The following is an 18,877-nucleotide window of genomic DNA, read 5'->3' as shown; positions in this document are numbered from 1 at the left end:
CCGGGTGCGCAACCGACACTGGAAATCGACGGCGGCCATCTGCGGTGCACTACTGATCGCGGCGGGGGGAACGGGGTCCGCGGCCGTGCCGACCCCTGTGCAGCACCGTCCGGCCCTGGATCAGCCCGCGCTGCCGGTCTTTCCGATCGCCGGCCGGATCGTGGTCCTCGATCCCGGCCACAATGGCGGCGGCGGTGCGCATCCCGATGAGATCAATGCGCAGGTTCCGGACGGGCGCGGCGGGATGAAGCCCTGCAACACCACCGGCACCAATGCCAATGACGGGTACAGCGAGCACGAATTCAACTGGGTGCTGGCGCAGCAGGTGCGGGATCTGCTGACCGCGCGCGGCATCCAGGTGGTCATGAGCCGCGATAACGACACCGGCTGGGGGCCGTGTGTGGACGAGCGCGGCACGCTCGGCAATCGGGTCGGTGCGGCGGCGGTCGTCTCCATTCACGCCGATGGCGCTCCCGAGGGTGACCACGGGTTCCACGTCGCCTACTCCTCGCCGGCGGTCAATGACGCGCAGGGCGATCCGTCGATCCGGCTGGCCACCGCGCTGCGAGACGGTCTGGACGGCAAGGGTTTCACCGAATCCAACTATGTCGGCTCTCACGGCCTGGACCCGCGCGCGGATCTCGCCGGGCTGAATTTCGCCACGGTCCCGGCCGCGCTGGTCGAGTGCGGCAATATGCGCGATTCGGGTGATATCGCCATGCTCGAATCCCCGGACGGGCGTGCCCGATTGGCGGCTTCCCTCGCGGACGCGATCACGGCGTACATCGGCTAGCACAACGGTCTGCGCGACTCACGGCGCGGGGTGTAAATATGTCGTTTATGTCGTGAGTACATTGACCAGGTCATTGCAGACTCCGGGAAACCGGACACATGGGTTCCGGGGAGGACTCTGTTGACCACGACCGACGTACAGCCACGCTCGCGATTCGCGGCTTGGCTGCTCGAGGACGCGGGGGAGCAGCACTCCCAGCTACCCGGGCCCATGACCAAACGCCCGCCCAAGGAACATCAGCATTCCTGGTGGAAGGTGATGTGCCTGACCGGTGTCGACTACTTCTCGACGCTCGGATATCAGCCCGGTATCGCGGCGCTGGCCGCAGGCGTGCTTTCGCCGCTGGCGACCCTGGTGCTGGTGGCGCTCACACTGCTGGGCGCGCTGCCGGTCTACCGGCGCGTGGCCAAGGAGAGTCCGCACGGCGGCGGCTCGATCGCCATGCTCGCCAACTTCCTGCCCAACTGGTGGGGCAAGATCCTGATTCTGGTGCTGCTGGGTTTCGCGGCCACCGACTTCACCATCACCATGACGCTGTCGGCGGCCGACGGCGCGGCGCATATCGTCGAGAACCCGAACGTTCCGGGCTTCCTGCACGACCAGAACATGATCATCACGCTGGTGCTGCTGGCCCTGCTGGCGGCGGTGTTCCTCAAGGGCTTCAGTGAGGCCATCAGCATTGCGGTCGTCCTGGTCGGGGTGTATCTGGCGCTGAACGTGGTGGTGTCGGTGGTCGGCATCGTCAAGGTGGCCCAGCACGGGTCCATGGTCACCGACTGGACACATGCGCTGACCGCGCAGCACGGCAGTCCGATAGCCATGATCGGCGTCGCACTGCTGGTGTTTCCGAAACTGGCACTTGGTCTTTCGGGATTCGAGACCGGTGTGGCGGTCATGCCGCAGATCAAGGGCTGCCCGGAGGACACCGAGGAATTCCCGCGCATGCGCATTGTCGGCGCGCGCAAACTGCTGACCACTGCCGCGTTCATCATGAGCGGCTTCTTGATCATCACCAGTTTCATCACCACCATCCTGATTCCGGAGGATGCGTTCAAGGACGGCGGACCGGCCAACGGCCGCGCGCTGGCCTATCTGGCGCATCAGTATCTGGGCAATGGCTTCGGCACCGTCTACGACATCAGCACCATCGCCATCCTGTGGTTCGCCGGCGCCTCCGCCATGGCGGGCCTGCTGAATCTGGTGCCGCGCTATCTGCCGCGCTTCGGCATGGCGCCGGAGTGGGCACGCCAGATCCGGCCGCTGGTACTGGTTTTCGCGGCGGTCTCGTTCGGTATCACCTGGTATTTCAATGCCAGTGTCGATGCGCAGGGCGCGGCCTACGCGACCGGCGTGCTGGTGCTCATCACCTCGGCGGCGGTCGCGGTGACGCTCTCGGCGGCGCGCAAGAAGCAGCGGTCGCGGGTGTTCGCGTTCGGTGTGGTGTCGGCGATCTTCGTCTACACCACCATCGACAATGTGATCGAGAAGCCGGAGGGCGCGCAGCTGGCGCTGCTGTTCATTCTGGCGATCCTGGTGGTGTCCTTCGCTTCCCGCTTCCGCCGGGCCTTCGAACTGCGGGCCGTGCACGTGACCTTCGATGAGAAGGCCGGGCAGATGATCGACGATCTGGCCGCGCGCGGCGAGGTCCGCATCGTCACGCACGATATCGACAATCGGGAGCCCGAGGAGTACGCGGAGAAGGAAGCAGATCAGCGGCGCGAGAGCCATATTCCGGCGGAGGAGCCGATCCTCTTCCTCGAGGTCATCGTGCGCGACCCCTCGGAGTTCAGCACCGAATTGCTGGTGACCGAGGTGGATGTGGACCAGTACCACATTCTTTCGGTCGAGGCCGCGGCCGTGCCGAACTGCATTGCCGCCATCCTGCTGGCCATTCGCGATCGCACCGGCGCTCCGCCGCACGTGTATTTCGAATGGACCGAGGGCAATCCGCTGACCAACCTCATGCGGTTCATGTTCTTCGGTGAGGGTGAGGTCGCTCCGGTGACGCGGGAGATCCTGCGCCGGGCCGTGCCCCGCCGGTCGCAGCGACCGCACGTGCACGTCGACAGCTGACCTCCCAGAACCCGCCCGGCCCCGCTGACGCACTGTGCAGCGGGGCCGTTCTCAACTGGTTCGCGTTTTAGCTGTAACCGTGGGTTTCATGTACGCGTAGAATATTGCTACGCTCACGAAGCAACAGGCGACTGTGGGTCTGCTCACCCGGGTCACCGACAACGCTGTCAAGAACTCGACACCAGGAGTATCGATGAAGCTACTTCCGAAACTGGGCCGCCGGCCGGTGACCGAACCCGGTGAGGTAGCCCTGCACGCCCGCAACGTGCACTTCGACTGGTCCAATACCGCCCCGGTGTGGATGACCGCCGAACCGATCGCCTCCCATGTGCTGAACGCGCTGAGCATGCTGCTGCCCGAGGGTGAGCGCATGTTCCTGGTGACCTACGGGGAAGCCCTCGAACTCGTCCGGGACGAGAAGCTGCGCGAGGCCATGATCGGCTTCATCGGCCAGGAATCCATGCACGCCGAGAGCCATAACGGCGCCCTCGAAGAGGTGCTCGCGAGGCACGGCATCGATGTGGAACCGTATGTGCGACAGGCGGAATACCTGTTCCGCAAGACCCTCGGCCACCGTGAGATGGGTTCCGCCGCCGCCCAGCAGCAGGTGCTGGTGGAGCGGCTCGGCGTCATCGCCACGCTCGAGCACTTCTTCGCATTCCTCGGTGACTGGGTGCTCAATGCCGATCTGGAGAAGTTCGACGCCGATCCGCAGATGCTGGACCTGTTCCGCTGGCACGGGGCCGAAGAGGTCGAACACCGCATGGTCGCGCACGATGTGGCCGAGTACTTCGGGGTCGGGTATCTGCGGCGCGGTGCGCTCATGCTGATCGTCTTCCCGATCTTCATCGCACTGCTGCTGCGCGGCACCAAGTATCTGGTGCATCAGGATCCGTCGCTGCCCAATCACCGGTATCCGGTGCTGGTCGCCCGCATCTTCGCCTCCATGTGGCGCGGTGCGGTACCCGGCATTCCGTCGCTGCTGATCAGTGCGCTGTCCACCTTCAAGCCCGGGTACACCCCCGAGCCCGTGGGTTCGAGCGCGCAGGCCATCGCCTACCTCGCGCAGTCGCCGGCTGCCCGAGCCATGGCCTCGTGAGCGGGAGCCGACCGGTTCCCGCGCAGCCGCCGCTCGACCTGTACGGGAAGGGGCGTTCCGACCGCGCCACCCGCGTGCTCGATGCCATCGCGGAGACCCGGCTGCGCTGGACCACCCTGGTGAACCGGCACGAACCGCCCGCCCGCGTCGATGATCGGCGGCTGCCGCTGGTGCTGGTGCAGCGCCGGGTGGAAGCGCACGACACCGATGTCATCAGCCTGATGTTCACCGCGGCCGACGGGCGGGCGCTGCCCGAATGGCGGCCGGGTGCGCACCTGGATCTCGAATTGCCGTCGGGGCGGGTGCGGCAGTACTCGCTGTGCGGTGATCCGGCGGATCGGCACGCCTATCGAATCGCGGTGCGCCGCATACCGAACGGCGGCGGCGGATCGCTCGAGGTGCACGATTCGCTGACCGTGGGTACGCCGGTGACCGTGCGCGGGCCGCGCAATGCGTTCCCCTTCGTGCTGCCGGGTTACGGATCCTCCGCCGCGCGAGTGCATTTCGTGGCGGGCGGTATCGGCATCACCCCGATCCTGCCGATGGTGCGGATGGCGCATCGGCTCGGCGTGGACTGGACCATGGTGTACGCCGGGCGCAGTCGCGACACCATTCCGTTCCTGTCGGAGGTCGAATCCTTCGGGCATCGCGTCACCATCCGCACCGATGACGAGCACGGCATACCCACCGCCGCCGAGCTGCTGGCCGGCGTCGGGACCGATACCTCCGTCTACTGCTGCGGACCCGTGGTCATGACGCAGGTCATTGCCGACTCGGTGCGCGAGATGCCGGGCGTGGAACTGTATTCCGAGCGCTTCTCGCCGCCGCCGGTGGTGAACGGCACCGCCTTCCAGGTGCAGCTCGCGCGCACCGGCGAGGTCATCGACATTCCCGCCGACAAGTCGGTGCTCGAGGAAGTGCTCAAGGTTCGCCCCGACAGCCCGTATTCGTGCCGCCAGGGCTTCTGCCGTACCTGCAAGGTCAATACGCTCGCCGGTGCGGTCGAGCACCGCGACACCGTGCTCACCGACGGTGAACGGGCCGCCGGCGACATGCTCATCTGTGTATCCCGTTGCGCCGGCGACCGTTTGGTCCTGGACCTGTGACACCCGCTCAGGAGAACCTCGTGACCGATCAACCGACCGTCATTGCCGCCGCCGAGCGCATCGTGCGCAGTGGCGAATTCGATATCGCCGTCTACGAATACGGTGAGCCGTCTGCCGAAACTGTTGTGCTGGTGCACGGTTGGCCCGATGACAATCACCTGTGGGATCGGGTGGTGCCGCTGCTGGCCGACCGTTTCCACGTGGTCACCTATGACACCCGCGGGCACGGTCGCTCCACGCGTACCGATCGCACCGAGGACTACCGGCTCGAACATTTCGCCGCCGATTTCTTCGCCGTCGCCGAGGCGGTCAGCCCCGATGAGCCGGTGCACATCCTGGCGCACGACTGGGGTTCGGTGGAGATGTGGGAGGCGGTGTGCGAGCCCGAAGCCGCCACGCGCGTAGCGTCTTTCACGTCGGTGTCCGGGCCGAACCTGGACCACATGGGCGCCTGGGTGCGCGCCGATCTCTCGCGCGGCAAGGTGTGGGGTCCGTTCACCCAGCTGCTGTCCTCGGCCTACACCGGGCTGTTCATGACGCCCGGGTTGCCGAAGGTGGTGCTGCGCCCGCTGGGCACCGAGAAGGTGTGGTCGCGGTTTGTCGGGCTGATGAACGACACCTCGCCGGAGAACATCAAATTCGGGCCCGAGTTCCGGCGCGACTTCTTCGACGGTATGCGCATCTACCGGGCGAATATCGTGCAGCGCATGGCCGGTCCGCGGGATCGCCGCACCGAGGTTCCGGTGCAGCTCATCATCGCTCGCCGCGATGTGGCGGTGCGGCCGGCCGGATACGCCGACACCAAGGAGTACGCGCCCAACCTGTACCGGCGTGAGGTCGGCGGCGGGCACTGGCTGCCGTTCTCGCATCCCGAGCTGCTGGCCACCTCCACCGCCGAACTCATCGATTCGCTGCGCACCGGGGATGCCCCGCGCACGCTGCGCCGCGCCGAAGTCGGCAGGCAGCAGCGGAAATTCGAGGATCAGCTGCTGGTCATCACCGGCGGCGGCAGTGGCATCGGCCGTGAGACCGCACTCGCGTTCGCGCGGGGCGGCGCGGAGGTGGTGCTGTCGGACATCAACCTCGACTCCGCCAAGGAGACGGTGGAACTCATTGCCCGCGAAGGCGGTACGGCGCACGCGTACCAGCTGGACGTATCCTCCGCGGAGGCCGTCGATGAGCACGCCGCCGCGGTGATCGCCGCGCACGGTGTGCCGGACATCCTCATCAACAATGCGGGGATCGGGCAGGCGGGGGACTTCTTCGACACTCCCGCAGCCGAATTCGATCGGGTGCTCAATATCAACCTGCACGGTGTGATCAACGGCTGCCGGGCGTTCGGCAAAGCCATGGCCGAGCGTGGACTCGGCGGTCACATCGTGAATCTCTCCAGCATGGCGGCGTACACCCCGCAGCGTGGTTTCTCGGCGTACTCCACCAGCAAGTCGGCCGTCTTCATGTTCTCCGACTGCCTGCGCGCCGAACTGGCGGGCAAGAACATCGGCGTGCACACCATCTGCCCCGGCATCGTGCACACGAATATTGTTGCCACGACCCGCTTCTCGGGCGTTTCCGCCGAGGAGGAGGCGGCCAAGCAGGAGCGCTTCGACAAGCTCTACGCGGCCCGCCGCTACGGGCCGGAGAAGGTCGCGGCGCAGATCGTCAAGGCCGTCGAACAGGGACGTGACATCGTGCCGGTGACGCCCGAGGCGTGGTTGCAGTACCGGTTCAACCGCTTCGCGCCGACCGTCGCCCGCTTCTTCGCGGCGCGGGTGAAGCTGACGTAGCCGCGCGGACTACTGAGTAAGCATGTGCCCCCCGCGAATATCCGCAGGGGGCACACCCATCTCTGTCCTGGCTCGCGAGTGTGCACGGGGTGCTGCCGGGGTACGGGTATCGCCGCCGTGACCGCGCGGTCGTCGCTGCGGTGGCGCGGGAGATTCGTACCCAGCACAAACGTGGTTCACACCAGGAGGGGTTCCCCGAATTGAGGGGGCTGTCGAAGTGCTCGGGGGGCCAGTAGCTTTCGGCTATAGCACGAAGCTGCCGGCGGCAGCGGAGGGGAGGCGGTCCGATGATTGTTGTGACGGTGGTGCTGGGGATCATCTTCTTCGGCGCCATGCTGTTCGCCGGGCTCGGCGGCAGTGACTCGAGAAGTCGCAGTACCAGTGGAAACCGTTGGAACCATGGGGTTTCCGGCGGAAGCTGTGCGGGTTCGTGCGGCGGCGGTGGCGGATTCGACGGTGGCCACAGTCACGGCGGCCACAGTGGCTGCGGCGGGGGGAGCAGCGGGTGCGGGGGAGGGAGCGGCTGTGGCGGGGGAGGTTGCGGGGGCGGCGGTTGCGGTGGGGGCGGCGGATGTGGCGGAGGCGGCGGCTGAGTCTCCGGCGGAGGGGAGCGGCCGAGGTTCAGGCCTCGGCCGCCAACGCCTGCTCGATAGCCGTGACCCGCTCATGCGGAATGCCCCATGGGGTGTCCACTCCTGCTACCGAATCCAGATTCCACAGCACACACTGCTCACCCGGCCGCGTCACCAGCGACCATGCCACTACGGTGCGTCCCAATTGATTGGCCATGGGATCGGCCGCGGCGGCTGCTCCGCGTACGCCCTCACCATCCGGGAAGTGGTGCAGGAACCGCCCGTACGCGCTGTCGCAGAACATCGCGTACCTCCTGGTGCAGAGAATGAGGCCGTGCCAGGCCTCATCCACCGCGTGCGAGGGCATCCCGATGATCCGGTCCTCCCGCATGGCGGCTCCGCAGCAGCGAAGCCATTGCCGCAGACCGGTTTCCACCAGTTCGCGCGGCTGCCAGGGGCAGGTCTTGAAGACGGCCTCGGGGAGTTCCAGGGCGTCCACGACTCGATTCAGCTCATCGAGTCGTGGACGCCGGAAGCGTTGCAGCACCATGATTCACGGTACGACAGTGGGCTCCTCGCCCGCATGCCGCTGTTCTCCGCGGGTTGCGCGCAGGCTGGTCAAGGTGACCGTCGCCAGCACCACCACGATGAACACCAGCGAAGCGGCGGTGGGAATCTGGGGCACGCCGCTCCAGATGCCGTGCGCCCAGTGCAGCACCAGCTTCACGCCGATGAAGGCGAGGATGGCGGCCAGGCCGTAGGCCAGGTGCACCAGTCGTGACAACGCGGCGTGCAGCACGAAATACAGTGCGCGCAAACCGAGTAGCGCGAAGGCGTTGGTGGCGAACACCAGGAACGGGTCACCGGTGACGCCGTAGACCGCGGGGACGGAGTCGACGGCGAAGACCAGGTCGGTGGCCATGACCGCGGCCACCACCAGGGCGAGCGGGGTGAGTGCGCGGCGACCGGCCTGCCGGACGGTCATGCGGGTGCCCTGGTAATCGTCGGTGACGGGCATGAACCGGCGCATCAGCTTGACCGACTTCATCGACGATACGTCGACCTCCTGCTCGTGCCCGCCGGCCGCGTCGGCCAGCAGCTTCACGGCGGTGACCAGCAGGATCAGGCCGAACAGCAGGAACGCCCAGTCCAGTGTGGCCAGGGCCGCGGCGCCGAGTGCGATGAAGATGCCGCGCAGCACCAGCGCTCCGGCGATGCCGTACAGCAGGACTCGCTGCGCCAGCGCGGCCGGGACCGCGAAAGCCGACAGCAGCAGCATGAAGACGAAGAGGTTGTCGACCGACAGCGACTTCTCCAGCAGATATCCGGTGAAGAATTCCATGCCGGTGGTCGAGCCGTGGCCGGCCCACAGGAAGATGCCGAACGCGATCGGCAGGGCGATGTAGAAGACGGTCCAGCCGATGGCCTCGCGCATGGACACTTCGTGCGGGCGGCGGGTGATCGCGAAGTCCATGACCAGCAGGGCCAGCACGACTGCGATGGTGCCGCCCCACAACCACGGTGTGCCGATGGTGTGGATTACCGCGGGACTTGCGAATAGTGAAAGTTCGGGACTCATTCAGGACCTCCTCGGGCAGGAAAAACCGCCTGAGGTCTCCTTCACCCGTGTCCTCGGGCAACCACCCGGGGATCGCGATGGCGCAATCCGTACTGACCGGAATGATTCTTGGGAAGTACTCCCCTCGCCGCAGAGGATAACCGACCCTTAACTCACCTGTCCAACAAGCCGCGCCGTGTGCGTGGTCACCCGGCGCGGCAATCCGGGCTAACGCGGGCTGAGTACGACCACCGCGATCGGCCGGGACGTCTTCTTCTGATACTCCGCGTACCGGCCGCCGTTGACCTTGTCGACCAGCGCGAATCGCCGCGCGTAGTCCGGATCGTCCGGATACGTGGGGTGCGCGGTCACCTGGATCTTGGTGGTGCCGACCTGGATCTCGACCTCCGGCGCGGCCTTCACATTCGCCAGCCAGCCCGGCGGCTTCGAGGAGCCGCCATTGGATGCGGTCACCAGATAGTCCTTACCGTCCTTGGCATAGGTCAGCGCCGAGGTGCGCGGCTGCCCGGTCTTGCGGCCGACCGTCCGCAGCAGCAGCGTCGGATTGCCGAAGAGCAGACGGTGCCCGACCAGCCCGCCGGTGTTCTCGTACAGCCACTGGTGGCCTCGAAGCACGTTCACGAACAGATTCGCCATGGTTCCTCCTGTTGCGCGGTTAACGCCAGCCTATGCGGTTCACGATCTGATCATGAAGCCGCCGATACGGTGGCCTTGCTCGCGCTGCCGGAGCCTCCAATTCCGGTCGACAACAACAGGATCGAAGAAATGAACACTGCCCTCGTGGCCTCCCCGATCAAGAACCGCAATGCCGTGCTGGTGTGGCTCGTCTGGCCGCTCATCACGCTCGGCATCTACTTCCTGGTCTGGTACTACAAGATTCACAAGGAGATGGCGGAACTGCGCCGCGACCCGGATGCGCCCGTCGCCGGCCCGCTCCTGGTGATGATCTTCCTGTCCTGGACCGGTATCGCCGCCCTCATCAGCTTCTGGCGCACCGGCACCCGCATCAAGGAATCCCAGGAGGCCGCCGGCCTCGAAGGCACCTGCAACCCGGTCCTCGGCTTCCTCCTGAACTTCGTCTTCGGCCTCGGCATCCTCTACTACCAGCTCGAGCTCAACAAGATCGCCGACCGCTTCACCCAATAACCGAAACCCGCCCCGCCCCGCCCGATTCGGGCCGAGCCACCGCAACGAAAGACCCCCGGCGCCATCCCCGCCGGGGGTCTTCCGCACCCCAACCTACGACACCGTAGAAACCCGGGGCCCCACTAGGCATCCCCCCAACCCTCGCGGTAGCATCGCGAGGCCCGCAGCACACCGCCGCGGTCAGGGGCGGTAGCTCAGTCGGTTAGAGCCGTGGACTCATAATCCATTGGTCGCGGGTTCGAGCCCCGCCCGCCCCACGTATGGCCTCTGACCTGCACCGATACGATCGGGTGCCGCCGATTTGGCCAAGCGCAAAACACGTCCAGCTATGGATTCTGCGCGAAAACGAGCCCGTATGGGCCGCTCGACGTGGATGATCTCCGGGAACTGAAGGACGACTTCGCAATTGGGCTGCGCCGCAAGAACCACGGCAAGATCGCCATCGACGGCTATCTGATCCACACCGGCTTTATCGTCGAGAAGAAGTCACCGACGATCGCGCCTGCCGTCGCCCGTGAGCGCCTCGGCGCCTACATCGACGCACTGCTGACGCGTCCGAACAGGTGCACATGCCAGCCGCCGCAGTACGCTCGCGGCCACAATTTGCGCATCGTCACGATGTCGGCTTCACCGTGGTAGGCGACTCCTCGACCCGGCCTTCCTGTACGCGTTGCAATTCTTGTTGATAGAAGTCATTTGGAATGAGGTCGTATCTTGCTTCGAAGAACGTTTCCCTATTGTGGATGATGGTATCCATATTGGGCTGCCCGTTCGAATCGAAAAATTCGCGTGTCTCCCCTGTGAATTTGTTGTGATAGGTATTGAACTTCTCGAATATCCCCGGATCGGTTCTAGCGTAGTCGGTAATTATGCGGGCGTCGTCCACGAACGATTGAGGGTAGGCTGGCGTGGATGTTGCGACGGAGGGTGATGTCGTCGTACCACTCGTCTGTTGATTCGATACCTCAGTCGAGCAGGCGGCTGCCGGAAAAACCGCCCCGAGCACGACCGCGAGTATCGATATCGTCTTGATGGCGAGCCGTCTCATTTCGGTCCATCCTTCTGAGGCGTAATGGCTGGGTTTGTCAGCCCGGCGCGTTGAGTATCGCGATAGTCGCCGAAAAAATCATTTTCTACTATTATATTCTTCTTCGCATCATCGAAAGCATCCCGATTGTGCTCGATGACATCCATATTCGGTCGGCCTTGCGAATCGAAGAACTGGTAGGTGTGGCCACCGTATTCGTGGTTGTTGAATCGGTCGAAGGTGTCGTGGTGAATCGAATTATATCCATTTATGATGTTGGCATCCTGACGGAAAGTGTTATTGCCGTCTACAAGGGTTGTCGGTGCGAGATCTTTGTCCCAGTGGGTCGTTGTGTGATCGATGCCGTAGGCGTCCGGAGAGGGTATCTGAGCTTTGATGATTGGGTCGAGGATCCACGCCGCAGTGGAGACAACCCCGCCTGCAGGGTTCTCGGAGATTCCAGCACCATTCACAATTCCGGTAACGATGTCGGCGATTTCGGCTTTCTGATTATATGCCGAGGTGTCGTGGTCGAGTGTGTTCTGATGATCGATTTTGATCAAGGTTGACAGTTCATCGGCGAGACCGTTTTTCATGGCCCCGGTGAGTTGCCCCTGCTCGTAGGCCGCGTCGTGGTGTCCCGCACCGTAGGCGAAGTCGAGTTGTCCGGCCAGATGGGCTGCGGCTGTATTGAATTCGGTGGCGGCCTGCGGATTGGAGTCGATCACTTTGAATAGGTTCGACAGGTCGCCGGGAGTGTGGGTGAGCTCCGTACCGTCGACGGTTACACTGGTGTCGGTGCCACTCGCCGTATCAAGATTGCCGCAGTAATGATTGACGAGAAGGTCATTTTGAGTGACGCCGGCAAGGTTGGGGATATAAGGCTCGAGGGATTTCGCCACGACTTGACTCAGACCCGGATTGAGTTCGCCGAACGAAACGCGACCTCCATAGCCGGGTACGTCGTGGGACAGAGTGACTTCGTTGTGAGCGATGATCGTGGCCAGTGATTGGGCTGATTCTCCTGCCCGCTGCTGTTGGAATTGATTGGATGCACCGGCGTCGTCCCCGATGAATTTGAGCATATTTTCCGCGCCGTGCTGGTCAGGTGACCATTGATGTTGCAGGATATCCAGCACGTGGCTGTTGGCGTTGTAGTGACCGCCCGGGGTGCAGGTGACGTCCATGACACCGTGGGCGTTGACGAGTGCATCGTGAACGGCGGTGTGGTCGCCCGAAGCGTCTTGAAGGAAGTTGTTCGCGAGGGTGCCGGTCATGCCCTTGATCGTGTCGGCGCTCGGGTTCAGGGTGGCGATCTCGGCGCCTTGTTTGATCATGGCGCGGTTGATATCGCTGCCCTGAATCGACGAATCCCCGTTACTCATCAACTGGCCGAGCGCCAGCATGTTGTCCGCGTCATGCAACGCGTCGTAGTTCGGTTGATCGGGGACAGCGATGGGAGCCACGCTGATCGCGGTACCGGTGAGTACAGAGGGATTCTCGGTGAGTACCTTTTGAACATTCTTGGGCAGCTGTGACAAGCCGCCGGTGTCCTTGCCGTCGAGACTGTGCACCTGCGGGTCGGAAATGATGCGGAAATCGTTGGCGATTGCCGCTTTCACCTGATCAGGACCATTTCCTTTGAGCTTGCTCCCCAGCTGGTTGATGTCATCGCTGGACATATCGCTCATGCCCTGGGTGAGTGTTTGGAGATAAGGGTATTGGGCAAGGCCGACGGTGTCGCCGTTGTTCAGTTCCTGTTTGTCGTAATCGGACAGTGTGGTGGCCATCCGGATTCGTGCCAGGGTCGCATCGTCGGCGGTGCCGTCCTTCACGGCCTGGAGATCCTTGCGAGCCTGATCGGCGGTGAGTTGGTCGAGCTGATCGGTTGTCGGCTGCTGGACCTGGGTGGTGGTGAGATTGGCGAAGGCGTTGTTGATCGCGGTCATCGCTTGATCGTCCGCGGTGCCGCAATCGGTCAGCGCGGCCTGGATTGCCTTCTGATAGTCCTGCGCCCGCGATTCCAACCCTGCCTGTGGACCTTGCGCGGTGTCCCCGCCCATGAGTTGGAGCATCATGAGCATGTAGGTGCCGATCTTCACCTCGCCGGTGTCGCTGACGGTGAAGCCTGCACCTTCGGCGGTAGTGATCTGGTTCAGCAGTGCCGTTTTGGCGGCCTGGATCGCGGTTGCTCCGTTGCGGGCGGCGGTCACGCCGTTTTCCAGTGCTGTCTTGATCGTTGTTGCGTCACCATGGATTTCGTCGTGTCTGTCGCGCATCGCGTCACCGGCGTCACCGATCCAGTAATGGTGCGAGCCGTCGACCGAGTGTGCCGCCGCATCCAGCGTGCTGCCGAGGCTCTGTGCTTTCTGGTCCCATTCGGTGGCTTGGGTGTTGAGTACGCCCGGGTCCCACGCTTTTACCTGCGGGATCGTCGGCGTACCCATCAGATCGAGTCCCCCAGGGTGGTGAACTTGTCGACCGACACATCCTCTGTCCGGTCATAGTCGTTGGCGCTGTTGTGCCCATGAGTGTGCAGCGTGTCGTAGTGGCCGGAGACCGCGGTCAGCGCTGCACCGGCGGCAGCAGCCGCGGCCGAGCATGCACCACCGACCGACGTGTCGGCGAGGCCCGCAGTGATCTGATCCGCCGAATCATGGCCGCTCATCCCTCCGAGCGTGTTCGAGGCATCTTTGAACCCGGATGCCAACGTGCGCACGCGATTCGGATCCACATCTAGTCGCCCACTCATGACCGAGGCCCCCCTTTTGTCGCCGACACTGAACAATCGGTGAAAGTGATGATACAAATTTAGCTGCGCTTATTACACAGCGCCATTCAGCGATGCTCCGCCCTCTCGACGAGGTCGGCAGCCGCGACCAGCGAGTAGGGGACTCTTACCATGGCTGATCACATTTCTGCACATAACCGCTCTGTGCTGGATGCGGTCGCTGAGGACACTGAACGATTGCAAGCCGCGATCCGGACTCGCACCACCACTGCGACCTCAGCGGATGGCTGGATCACCGTGGCAGTGAGCGCCGATGGCGCAGTGCACGACTGGCGCATCGCCGGTGCCGACGATCACACAAACCGACTCGTGACGAATCTTCTCGAGCTGATCGGGCAGGCCCACACCACTGCGCAGCAAAGCATCCGAACAGAACTCGATGCGATCGCCGAGCGGGAGGAGGTGCGAGCCGCCAGCGATGCTGCCCGCGATGTCCTCTCTCGAGCCACCGTCACCGCGCCGCCGTCCACGGCGAGGGATGAGGCGTGGGACGACGAAGCCTATGACTACGAATTCCACGGCAAGTCCCGAATCGCCGCAGACTGACATCCCGCCACGCCGAAGTCCAATGGGCAGTGGTCGTGTGCGGAAATTCGTCCTTGGTCCGGGAGCCTCTGCGGTGCGATGTACATGTCAAAACCATTGGGCCGCTGGTTGACACATAGATGTCGAGACTCTGGAAGACCGGAGATCGCGATCGACTCCGACACCGAATTCTACGAGCTGTTCGTCGTCGGCGAATGGCTCCAGCGCGGCAGCACGGCGTCGTGGTGACGCGTGGAATACAGGACACCAGCCGCAGGTGCTGCTGGTATCTCCCGGACATCGACCAGAGCATCCGCCTCGAACGAACTACGCCACAACCGATCTATCCGGTCCGCATCGGCTACTTCATCGACTACCTCGTTGGGAACGAGCTGCCGACCACCACCACGCTGGCCATCACCCGTGAGCACCTCGGCGCTTTGGTTGAGTCGCTGCTGAAGCGCCCGAACAGGCACAAGGCCAACCATTCTCGTCGCGGTACCCACCACGGCCAGTACCGCAGCTAGCAACAATTCTCAAATACCTTGTGGTCGAAGACATCATCGAGACGGACCCACACGGGGCTTGCCGGGCTCAGCGTTCGGGGATGAGTCGTGAGAGGTGCGGGTAGCGGAGGCGGTCGATGTCGGCTCTGGTGGCGCTCTGCGCTGGGTCTTTCGATGTGGTTGGCCGGCTGGATGACATGTGGTGGGGCCCTGGCGATGGTGCGCTGCGCCCCGTACTGCGGCTTGTCCTCTCGACCACGTGCGGCATTCCGTGCCAACCGTGGGACATTCTGTGCAGTGCGGTCTTGGCTGGGGCGAAATCGTGACCCCGAGATGATCCAATTATTCCTGCAGCGCTTGAGGTAGCTGTGATGGTTTTGGCTGCCTCGAAGAAGTAGAGGGGATCGTTGCCGGTGAGCACGATAAAAGACGTCGTCAGGGTGGAGCACCTGAGCGGTTTCGTGATGGCTTGCAGTTCAGCTGTGAGGGTGCGGCGGGGGCGCACCGGCCGAAACGCCCTCAGTGCCAAACAATCCCGGTCAGTCGACCTGACTATTGGCAACTCGACCGTTATCTATTTGTGTCGGTTCCCGGCACACGCGCAGGCCATCAGGCCCCTACTCTATTGCTGTCATAGCGGCGGCAGGGTGGGATCAGCCGTGCTGCAGTCAGCCGGCGTCGAGCCAGGACGTGCGTAATGAACTCAGGACCAGCTATGTCGATCGGCGCCACCGCCGATCAGGATGGGCGCCGCCTCATGGATATCACGGCCCACAATCCTGACTTTCGCACGTGGGTGGCGCGAGTTAGTTCGGTTGCTGCCGCGTCGGCGTCGGTGGCAACTTTGGCGGTGGCCGCCGATGCGGGCCTTTCCGCACCGCTGTCGCTGGTACTCGGTGTCGTGCCCGCGGCATTGGCCTTGGAGAAGCTGTTCAAGTTTTCACAAAAGCCGGACTCGCACAGCGCGGCGGATGCGAACAAATCGGTCAAAAGGCTGCGCAATCACTATGTATCGCTTGCGAAGTCGTACTGCGTCGATGCTCCCAATATCGCACCGCATGTCACGATCGGACCCTGCCCTGTGCCTGTGGATGGCAGGGTCGATATCGAAAGCTCACTCGATCATGCAGATACCGTCACCGATGAATTCCTGGTTCCACACCTGTATCGGGACGACGTACTGTGCACGGTGTTGCTCGGCAACCCGGGTTCGGGTAAGAGCGTGCTGTCGCTCAAGCTGGCCGCGTTCATCGCGAACGACTATCTGGAGAGGGTGACGGCCCACGTTCCGCTGGTACTTCCCTTGCGGGACTGGACATCGGATGTGTCGTTGTCGGAGTGGGTCAGCGATCAAGCGTCCTATCTGTATGCGATTCCGCCATCGGTGACCCATCGTTGGCTCACCCGTGGCAGTCTCATCCTGTTTCTCGACGGGTATGACGAGGTCCGGCAGGATCGGCGAGGTCGGCTCCTGGACGAGATCAACCGATGGCACGCTGTGAACAGCGCCCGGATGGTCATCTCGTGCCGGTCCTCGGCGGCGGGTCTTCCCGCGCTGATATCCGCGATCCAGGTGGATCGGATCGCCAGGCTTCAGGCGTATCCCGAGACGCAGTTGATGGACTATCTGGAGTCTGCCATGGGGCAGATCCATGTCGCGAAGGATGCGCCGGCCTATCGTCCGGACGTGGACAAGTCGGTGCGGATACTGCGTGATCTTATGGAGGACGACAGTATTCGCGAAAACCTGATGTTGGGCTTGGTCGCCGCGTCCAGGGCCGAGACCGTGGGGACGAGATCGAGCGGTGCCCGCGAGAAGGACAGTCGTGATCCGGCAGCTCCGGCGCTTGCTCTGGGCAATCAGTTCTACGCGGCCGGAAATTACGGTGACGCGAAGATTGCCTACTTGACTGCGAGTCGTGTTCCGGATTCGAGCAAGCATTCGGTCTCGATCTTGTTGTACGGCATCTGCGAAGCTGTACTGGGCAACAAGGAAGCCGCGCGGCAGGCGGTTTACGATTATGTCGCAGCGAGTTCGGGGGATTCGATCACGCCGAGCGAGGCCGGAAACCGGGTTCATCTCGGTACATCGGACGAACGCCACGTTCTCGCTGCGATGGAATCTGGTATCAGTTATGACCTGTGTCAGGTGTGTAGCCGTTCAAGGTTGACACCGAGCAGGGTCGCGGTCGCACTGCAGGCGTTGCGTGATATCGGCGCAATCGATACGCCGCTCGAGAGGCTAGACGGAATCAGATATCGCCGTAGCGATGCATTCGCGGTGATCGGCGACTAGGCGGTTTCTTTACCTTGAATATCCCCTTGTGGGCGCTTGCTGCACTTATTGCGGTACTTTCGTCCCTTATGTTGAGAGCTGTTGGGAACGATAAGGCGTTGCGGTGGCAGGCATGGCTGCCATTCTCGTATGTCATTCTTTTCGATGCCATCGCCAGTACCGGCCTTCTTGCGGTGAACGCCGTTTTTCAACAGTTTCGCCATGGAGAACTGGGGGAGATGTCCGGTTTGGCGCCGACTCTTCTGCCGACTGTCTTGTGCGGGATTGCCGCGCCGGGGGTGTTGCGTGCGCAGACTCCCGACCGTTGGCGAGGATTTCTGGGTGGGCGTCGTCTCATGGGCCCGGTTCGCAAGCTGCAGCAGCAAGCAGAACGGGACGTGGAGGACATTTGCACAGCCGAGGAAACGATCTGGATCCGAGAAGAGATCGTCCAGGTGGCGTGTTTGAGCATCAGAGATCTGGGGGATTGGGCCGAGCGGTATGTGAAGCGCCGCTCGTTGCCTGAACTGTCGAAAACTCGTACCCGGCAAGCGACCATCAAGCAGATTCGGGACATCGTCGAGGACACCGCCCCCGATGATGTGCGTCGCATGACCATCGTGCAGGTTCTGCTGGACAATATGGGGCACCGGGCAGTCCGTCAGCTTTTCAAGTACGGGCGCCAGAAGGCGCCTGATGCGATCGTCCGACACCGTGGCAGACTGCACCGGTTGATGTGCGCAACGGTGTTCGCCGGGCGCGATGAGCTATCTATGCTGTGCCGCGATATCCGATTGACGGCCGGATACGAATCCGAGTTGCTGGACAACAGGATTCGGGTCTGTCGATCGGATCGGATGGTCGATGACGGTGTCCGGGATCTGGCTGGAGTCATCCGTGGTGAGCTGGGAGGCAGGGGGTCGGTAGAGGGCATCTACCAGGGTTGGATCGTCATTCGCCCCTCGCTGGGGCGGCGGGCAGGGTCCGCGGTGTTGCGGAATGCTCAGTGTTTCGCTCAGCTGATTCGCGACTGCGACTCGATCGGCAACCTGGTGGTGCAGCCCAATGGCGTTGTCCTGGATGACGGTTCGGGATTATTCGCGACCTCGACGCTGCTTGCCGTACCGATCGATGCGCCCAGGACCAGTAGTAGCCATTGCGGGGATGCTTTTGCCGGGCGCGGAGCATGGCTGGCGATCGATATCGGTTTCGACACCGACATCGCGGACGCGCGTGCCTACAAGCGTCACTTCTATGCCGGTGCTGGGGTGTTGTTATATCTGCTGATTGATGTGAGCAAGGGCCAGTTGCGGATACATTCGGGACTGAAGGACGGCAGCTATCAGCATGTGGAGATCATCGATTTCGGAGCCAAACTGACGTTGCCGGCTCCTCTCGATGTCGTGCTGGACACCAGCGCGTTGCGCAAGCCGCGGTTCCTCAAGCTGGTGCGCCGCCGCTGACCGCGGGCCTCGCCAGGCGCAACCACCACCTGAAGGTTGTGCTCTTCGCGAGGCTCGGCCTCAGCGTGCTGTGCGTGGCCATCGTCTTAGCTCTCGCACAATCAGTAGATGGGTCTAATCACCACCGCGAGGTAG

General features: G+C 63.3%; 17 protein-coding genes and 1 tRNA gene. 12 read left to right on the top strand and 6 right to left on the bottom strand.

The window, feature by feature from the left end; translation table 11 throughout:
• The first annotated feature begins 4 nt into the window (after positions 1-4).
• The 5 genes from ABZX86_RS25175 (at position 5) to ABZX86_RS25155 (ending at position 6,858) form a co-directional block, all read left to right on the top strand.
• Positions 5-793 carry an N-acetylmuramoyl-L-alanine amidase gene (locus ABZX86_RS25175; RefSeq protein WP_355127116.1) on the top strand — a complete coding sequence of 263 codons (789 nt, stop codon included), beginning with the start codon at positions 5-7 and terminating at the stop codon, positions 791-793.
• Positions 794-1,003: 210 nt separating this feature from the next.
• Positions 1,004-2,866: an amino acid transporter gene (locus ABZX86_RS25170; RefSeq protein ID WP_355127294.1), complete on the top strand. Its 1,863-nt coding sequence runs from the start codon at positions 1,004-1,006 to the stop codon at positions 2,864-2,866.
• Between the two features lie 193 nt (positions 2,867-3,059).
• The gene (locus ABZX86_RS25165) at positions 3,060-3,965 is read left to right on the top strand and encodes a metal-dependent hydrolase (protein ID WP_355127115.1); all 906 of its coding nucleotides are present in this window, start codon (positions 3,060-3,062) and stop codon (positions 3,963-3,965) included.
• On the top strand, positions 3,962-5,071 hold the full coding sequence (locus ABZX86_RS25160) for a PDR/VanB family oxidoreductase (RefSeq protein WP_355127114.1): 1,110 nt from the start codon (positions 3,962-3,964) through the stop codon (positions 5,069-5,071). The genes ABZX86_RS25165 and ABZX86_RS25160 overlap by 4 nt, the downstream gene beginning before the upstream one ends.
• A gap of 20 nt (positions 5,072-5,091) precedes the next feature.
• Positions 5,092-6,858, top strand: coding sequence for an SDR family oxidoreductase (locus tag ABZX86_RS25155; RefSeq protein ID WP_355127113.1), 1,767 nt, complete (start codon positions 5,092-5,094; stop codon positions 6,856-6,858).
• 621 nt (positions 6,859-7,479) lie between these two features.
• Here ABZX86_RS25155 and ABZX86_RS25150 read toward each other — a convergent pair.
• The 3 genes from ABZX86_RS25150 to ABZX86_RS25140 form a co-directional block, all read right to left on the bottom strand.
• Complete coding sequence (locus ABZX86_RS25150; protein ID WP_355127112.1) at positions 7,480-7,980, bottom strand: hypothetical protein; 501 nt, start codon at positions 7,978-7,980, stop codon at positions 7,480-7,482.
• A 3-nt stretch (positions 7,981-7,983) separates the two neighbouring features.
• Positions 7,984-9,009, bottom strand: coding sequence for a TerC/Alx family metal homeostasis membrane protein (locus ABZX86_RS25145; protein ID WP_355127111.1), 1,026 nt, complete (start codon positions 9,007-9,009; stop codon positions 7,984-7,986).
• 207 nt (positions 9,010-9,216) lie between these two features.
• On the bottom strand, positions 9,217-9,645 hold the full coding sequence (locus ABZX86_RS25140; protein WP_327141390.1) for a nitroreductase family deazaflavin-dependent oxidoreductase: 429 nt from the start codon (positions 9,643-9,645) through the stop codon (positions 9,217-9,219).
• Positions 9,646-9,774: 129 nt separating this feature from the next.
• Between ABZX86_RS25140 and ABZX86_RS25135 the strand changes: the two genes are divergently transcribed.
• The 3 genes from ABZX86_RS25135 to ABZX86_RS25125 all read left to right on the top strand — a co-directional run bounded on the left by ABZX86_RS25135 (position 9,775) and on the right by ABZX86_RS25125 (position 10,794).
• The gene (locus ABZX86_RS25135; protein WP_355127110.1) at positions 9,775-10,155 is read left to right on the top strand and encodes a DUF4234 domain-containing protein; all 381 of its coding nucleotides are present in this window, start codon (positions 9,775-9,777) and stop codon (positions 10,153-10,155) included.
• Between the two features lie 183 nt (positions 10,156-10,338).
• Positions 10,339-10,412: transfer RNA gene (locus ABZX86_RS25130), tRNA-Ile, on the top strand.
• A 112-nt stretch (positions 10,413-10,524) separates the two neighbouring features.
• Entirely contained in the window at positions 10,525-10,794 is a 270-nt protein-coding gene (locus ABZX86_RS25125) for a hypothetical protein (protein ID WP_355127109.1), read from the top strand.
• Here the strand turns inward: ABZX86_RS25125 and ABZX86_RS25120 are convergent.
• From ABZX86_RS25120 to ABZX86_RS25110, 3 genes are read right to left on the bottom strand one after another with little or no spacing between them, the layout of a single operon-like run.
• Positions 10,769-11,203 carry a hypothetical protein gene (locus ABZX86_RS25120; RefSeq protein ID WP_355127108.1) on the bottom strand — a complete coding sequence of 145 codons (435 nt, stop codon included), beginning with the start codon at positions 11,201-11,203 and terminating at the stop codon, positions 10,769-10,771. The two genes, ABZX86_RS25125 and ABZX86_RS25120, sit on opposite strands and share 26 nt — an antisense overlap.
• Positions 11,200-13,629, bottom strand: coding sequence for a hypothetical protein (locus ABZX86_RS25115; protein WP_355127107.1), 2,430 nt, complete (start codon positions 13,627-13,629; stop codon positions 11,200-11,202). The genes ABZX86_RS25120 and ABZX86_RS25115 overlap by 4 nt, the downstream gene beginning before the upstream one ends.
• Positions 13,629-13,934, bottom strand: a complete 306-nt coding sequence (locus ABZX86_RS25110) for a type VII secretion target (RefSeq protein ID WP_355127106.1) — start codon at positions 13,932-13,934, stop codon at positions 13,629-13,631. The genes ABZX86_RS25115 and ABZX86_RS25110 overlap by 1 nt, the downstream gene beginning before the upstream one ends.
• A 150-nt stretch (positions 13,935-14,084) precedes the next feature.
• Between ABZX86_RS25110 and ABZX86_RS25105 the strand changes: the two genes are divergently transcribed.
• The 4 genes from ABZX86_RS25105 to ABZX86_RS25090 all read left to right on the top strand — a co-directional run bounded on the left by ABZX86_RS25105 (position 14,085) and on the right by ABZX86_RS25090 (position 18,742).
• Complete coding sequence (locus ABZX86_RS25105; protein ID WP_355127105.1) at positions 14,085-14,519, top strand: hypothetical protein; 435 nt, start codon at positions 14,085-14,087, stop codon at positions 14,517-14,519.
• 194 nt (positions 14,520-14,713) lie between these two features.
• Positions 14,714-15,025 (top strand): hypothetical protein, encoded by a 312-nt coding sequence (locus tag ABZX86_RS25100; protein WP_355127104.1) that lies wholly within the window; start codon positions 14,714-14,716, stop codon positions 15,023-15,025.
• 694 nt (positions 15,026-15,719) lie between these two features.
• Positions 15,720-17,300 carry an NACHT domain-containing protein gene (locus tag ABZX86_RS25095; RefSeq protein ID WP_355127103.1) on the top strand — a complete coding sequence of 527 codons (1,581 nt, stop codon included), beginning with the start codon at positions 15,720-15,722 and terminating at the stop codon, positions 17,298-17,300.
• A 68-nt stretch (positions 17,301-17,368) separates the two neighbouring features.
• Positions 17,369-18,742, top strand: coding sequence for a Uma2 family endonuclease (locus ABZX86_RS25090; RefSeq protein ID WP_355127102.1), 1,374 nt, complete (start codon positions 17,369-17,371; stop codon positions 18,740-18,742).
• Positions 18,743-18,877 lie beyond the last annotated feature (135 nt).

Source organism: Nocardia sp. NPDC006630, from assembly GCF_040611495.1.
In the GTDB taxonomy this organism is placed as follows: domain Bacteria; phylum Actinomycetota; class Actinomycetes; order Mycobacteriales; family Mycobacteriaceae; genus Nocardia.
The sequence above is the reverse complement of the archived record's forward strand: the minus strand, read 5'-3'. Positions and strand labels throughout refer to the sequence as shown.

Bases quoted from the DNA above. Each gene is read 5' to 3' on its own strand.
- ABZX86_RS25150 (WP_355127112.1), bottom strand. From the start codon at position 7,980: ATGGTGCTGCAACGCTTCCGGCGTCCACGACTCGATGAGCTGAATCGA.
- ABZX86_RS25090 (WP_355127102.1), top strand. From the start codon at position 17,369: ATGTTGAGAGCTGTTGGGAACGATAAGGCGTTGCGGTGGCAGGCATGG.
- ABZX86_RS25110 (WP_355127106.1), bottom strand. From the start codon at position 13,934: ATGAGTGGGCGACTAGATGTGGATCCGAATCGCGTGCGCACGTTGGCA.
- ABZX86_RS25165 (WP_355127115.1), top strand. From the start codon at position 3,060: ATGAAGCTACTTCCGAAACTGGGCCGCCGGCCGGTGACCGAACCCGGT.
- ABZX86_RS25120 (WP_355127108.1), bottom strand. From the start codon at position 11,203: ATGAGACGGCTCGCCATCAAGACGATATCGATACTCGCGGTCGTGCTC.
- ABZX86_RS25135 (WP_355127110.1), top strand. From the start codon at position 9,775: ATGAACACTGCCCTCGTGGCCTCCCCGATCAAGAACCGCAATGCCGTG.
- ABZX86_RS25170 (WP_355127294.1), top strand. From the start codon at position 1,004: ATGACCAAACGCCCGCCCAAGGAACATCAGCATTCCTGGTGGAAGGTG.
- ABZX86_RS25105 (WP_355127105.1), top strand. From the start codon at position 14,085: ATGGCTGATCACATTTCTGCACATAACCGCTCTGTGCTGGATGCGGTC.
- ABZX86_RS25100 (WP_355127104.1), top strand. From the start codon at position 14,714: ATGGCTCCAGCGCGGCAGCACGGCGTCGTGGTGACGCGTGGAATACAG.
- ABZX86_RS25115 (WP_355127107.1), bottom strand. From the start codon at position 13,629: ATGGGTACGCCGACGATCCCGCAGGTAAAAGCGTGGGACCCGGGCGTA.
- ABZX86_RS25145 (WP_355127111.1), bottom strand. From the start codon at position 9,009: ATGAGTCCCGAACTTTCACTATTCGCAAGTCCCGCGGTAATCCACACC.
- ABZX86_RS25095 (WP_355127103.1), top strand. From the start codon at position 15,720: ATGTCGATCGGCGCCACCGCCGATCAGGATGGGCGCCGCCTCATGGAT.
- ABZX86_RS25140 (WP_327141390.1), bottom strand. From the start codon at position 9,645: ATGGCGAATCTGTTCGTGAACGTGCTTCGAGGCCACCAGTGGCTGTAC.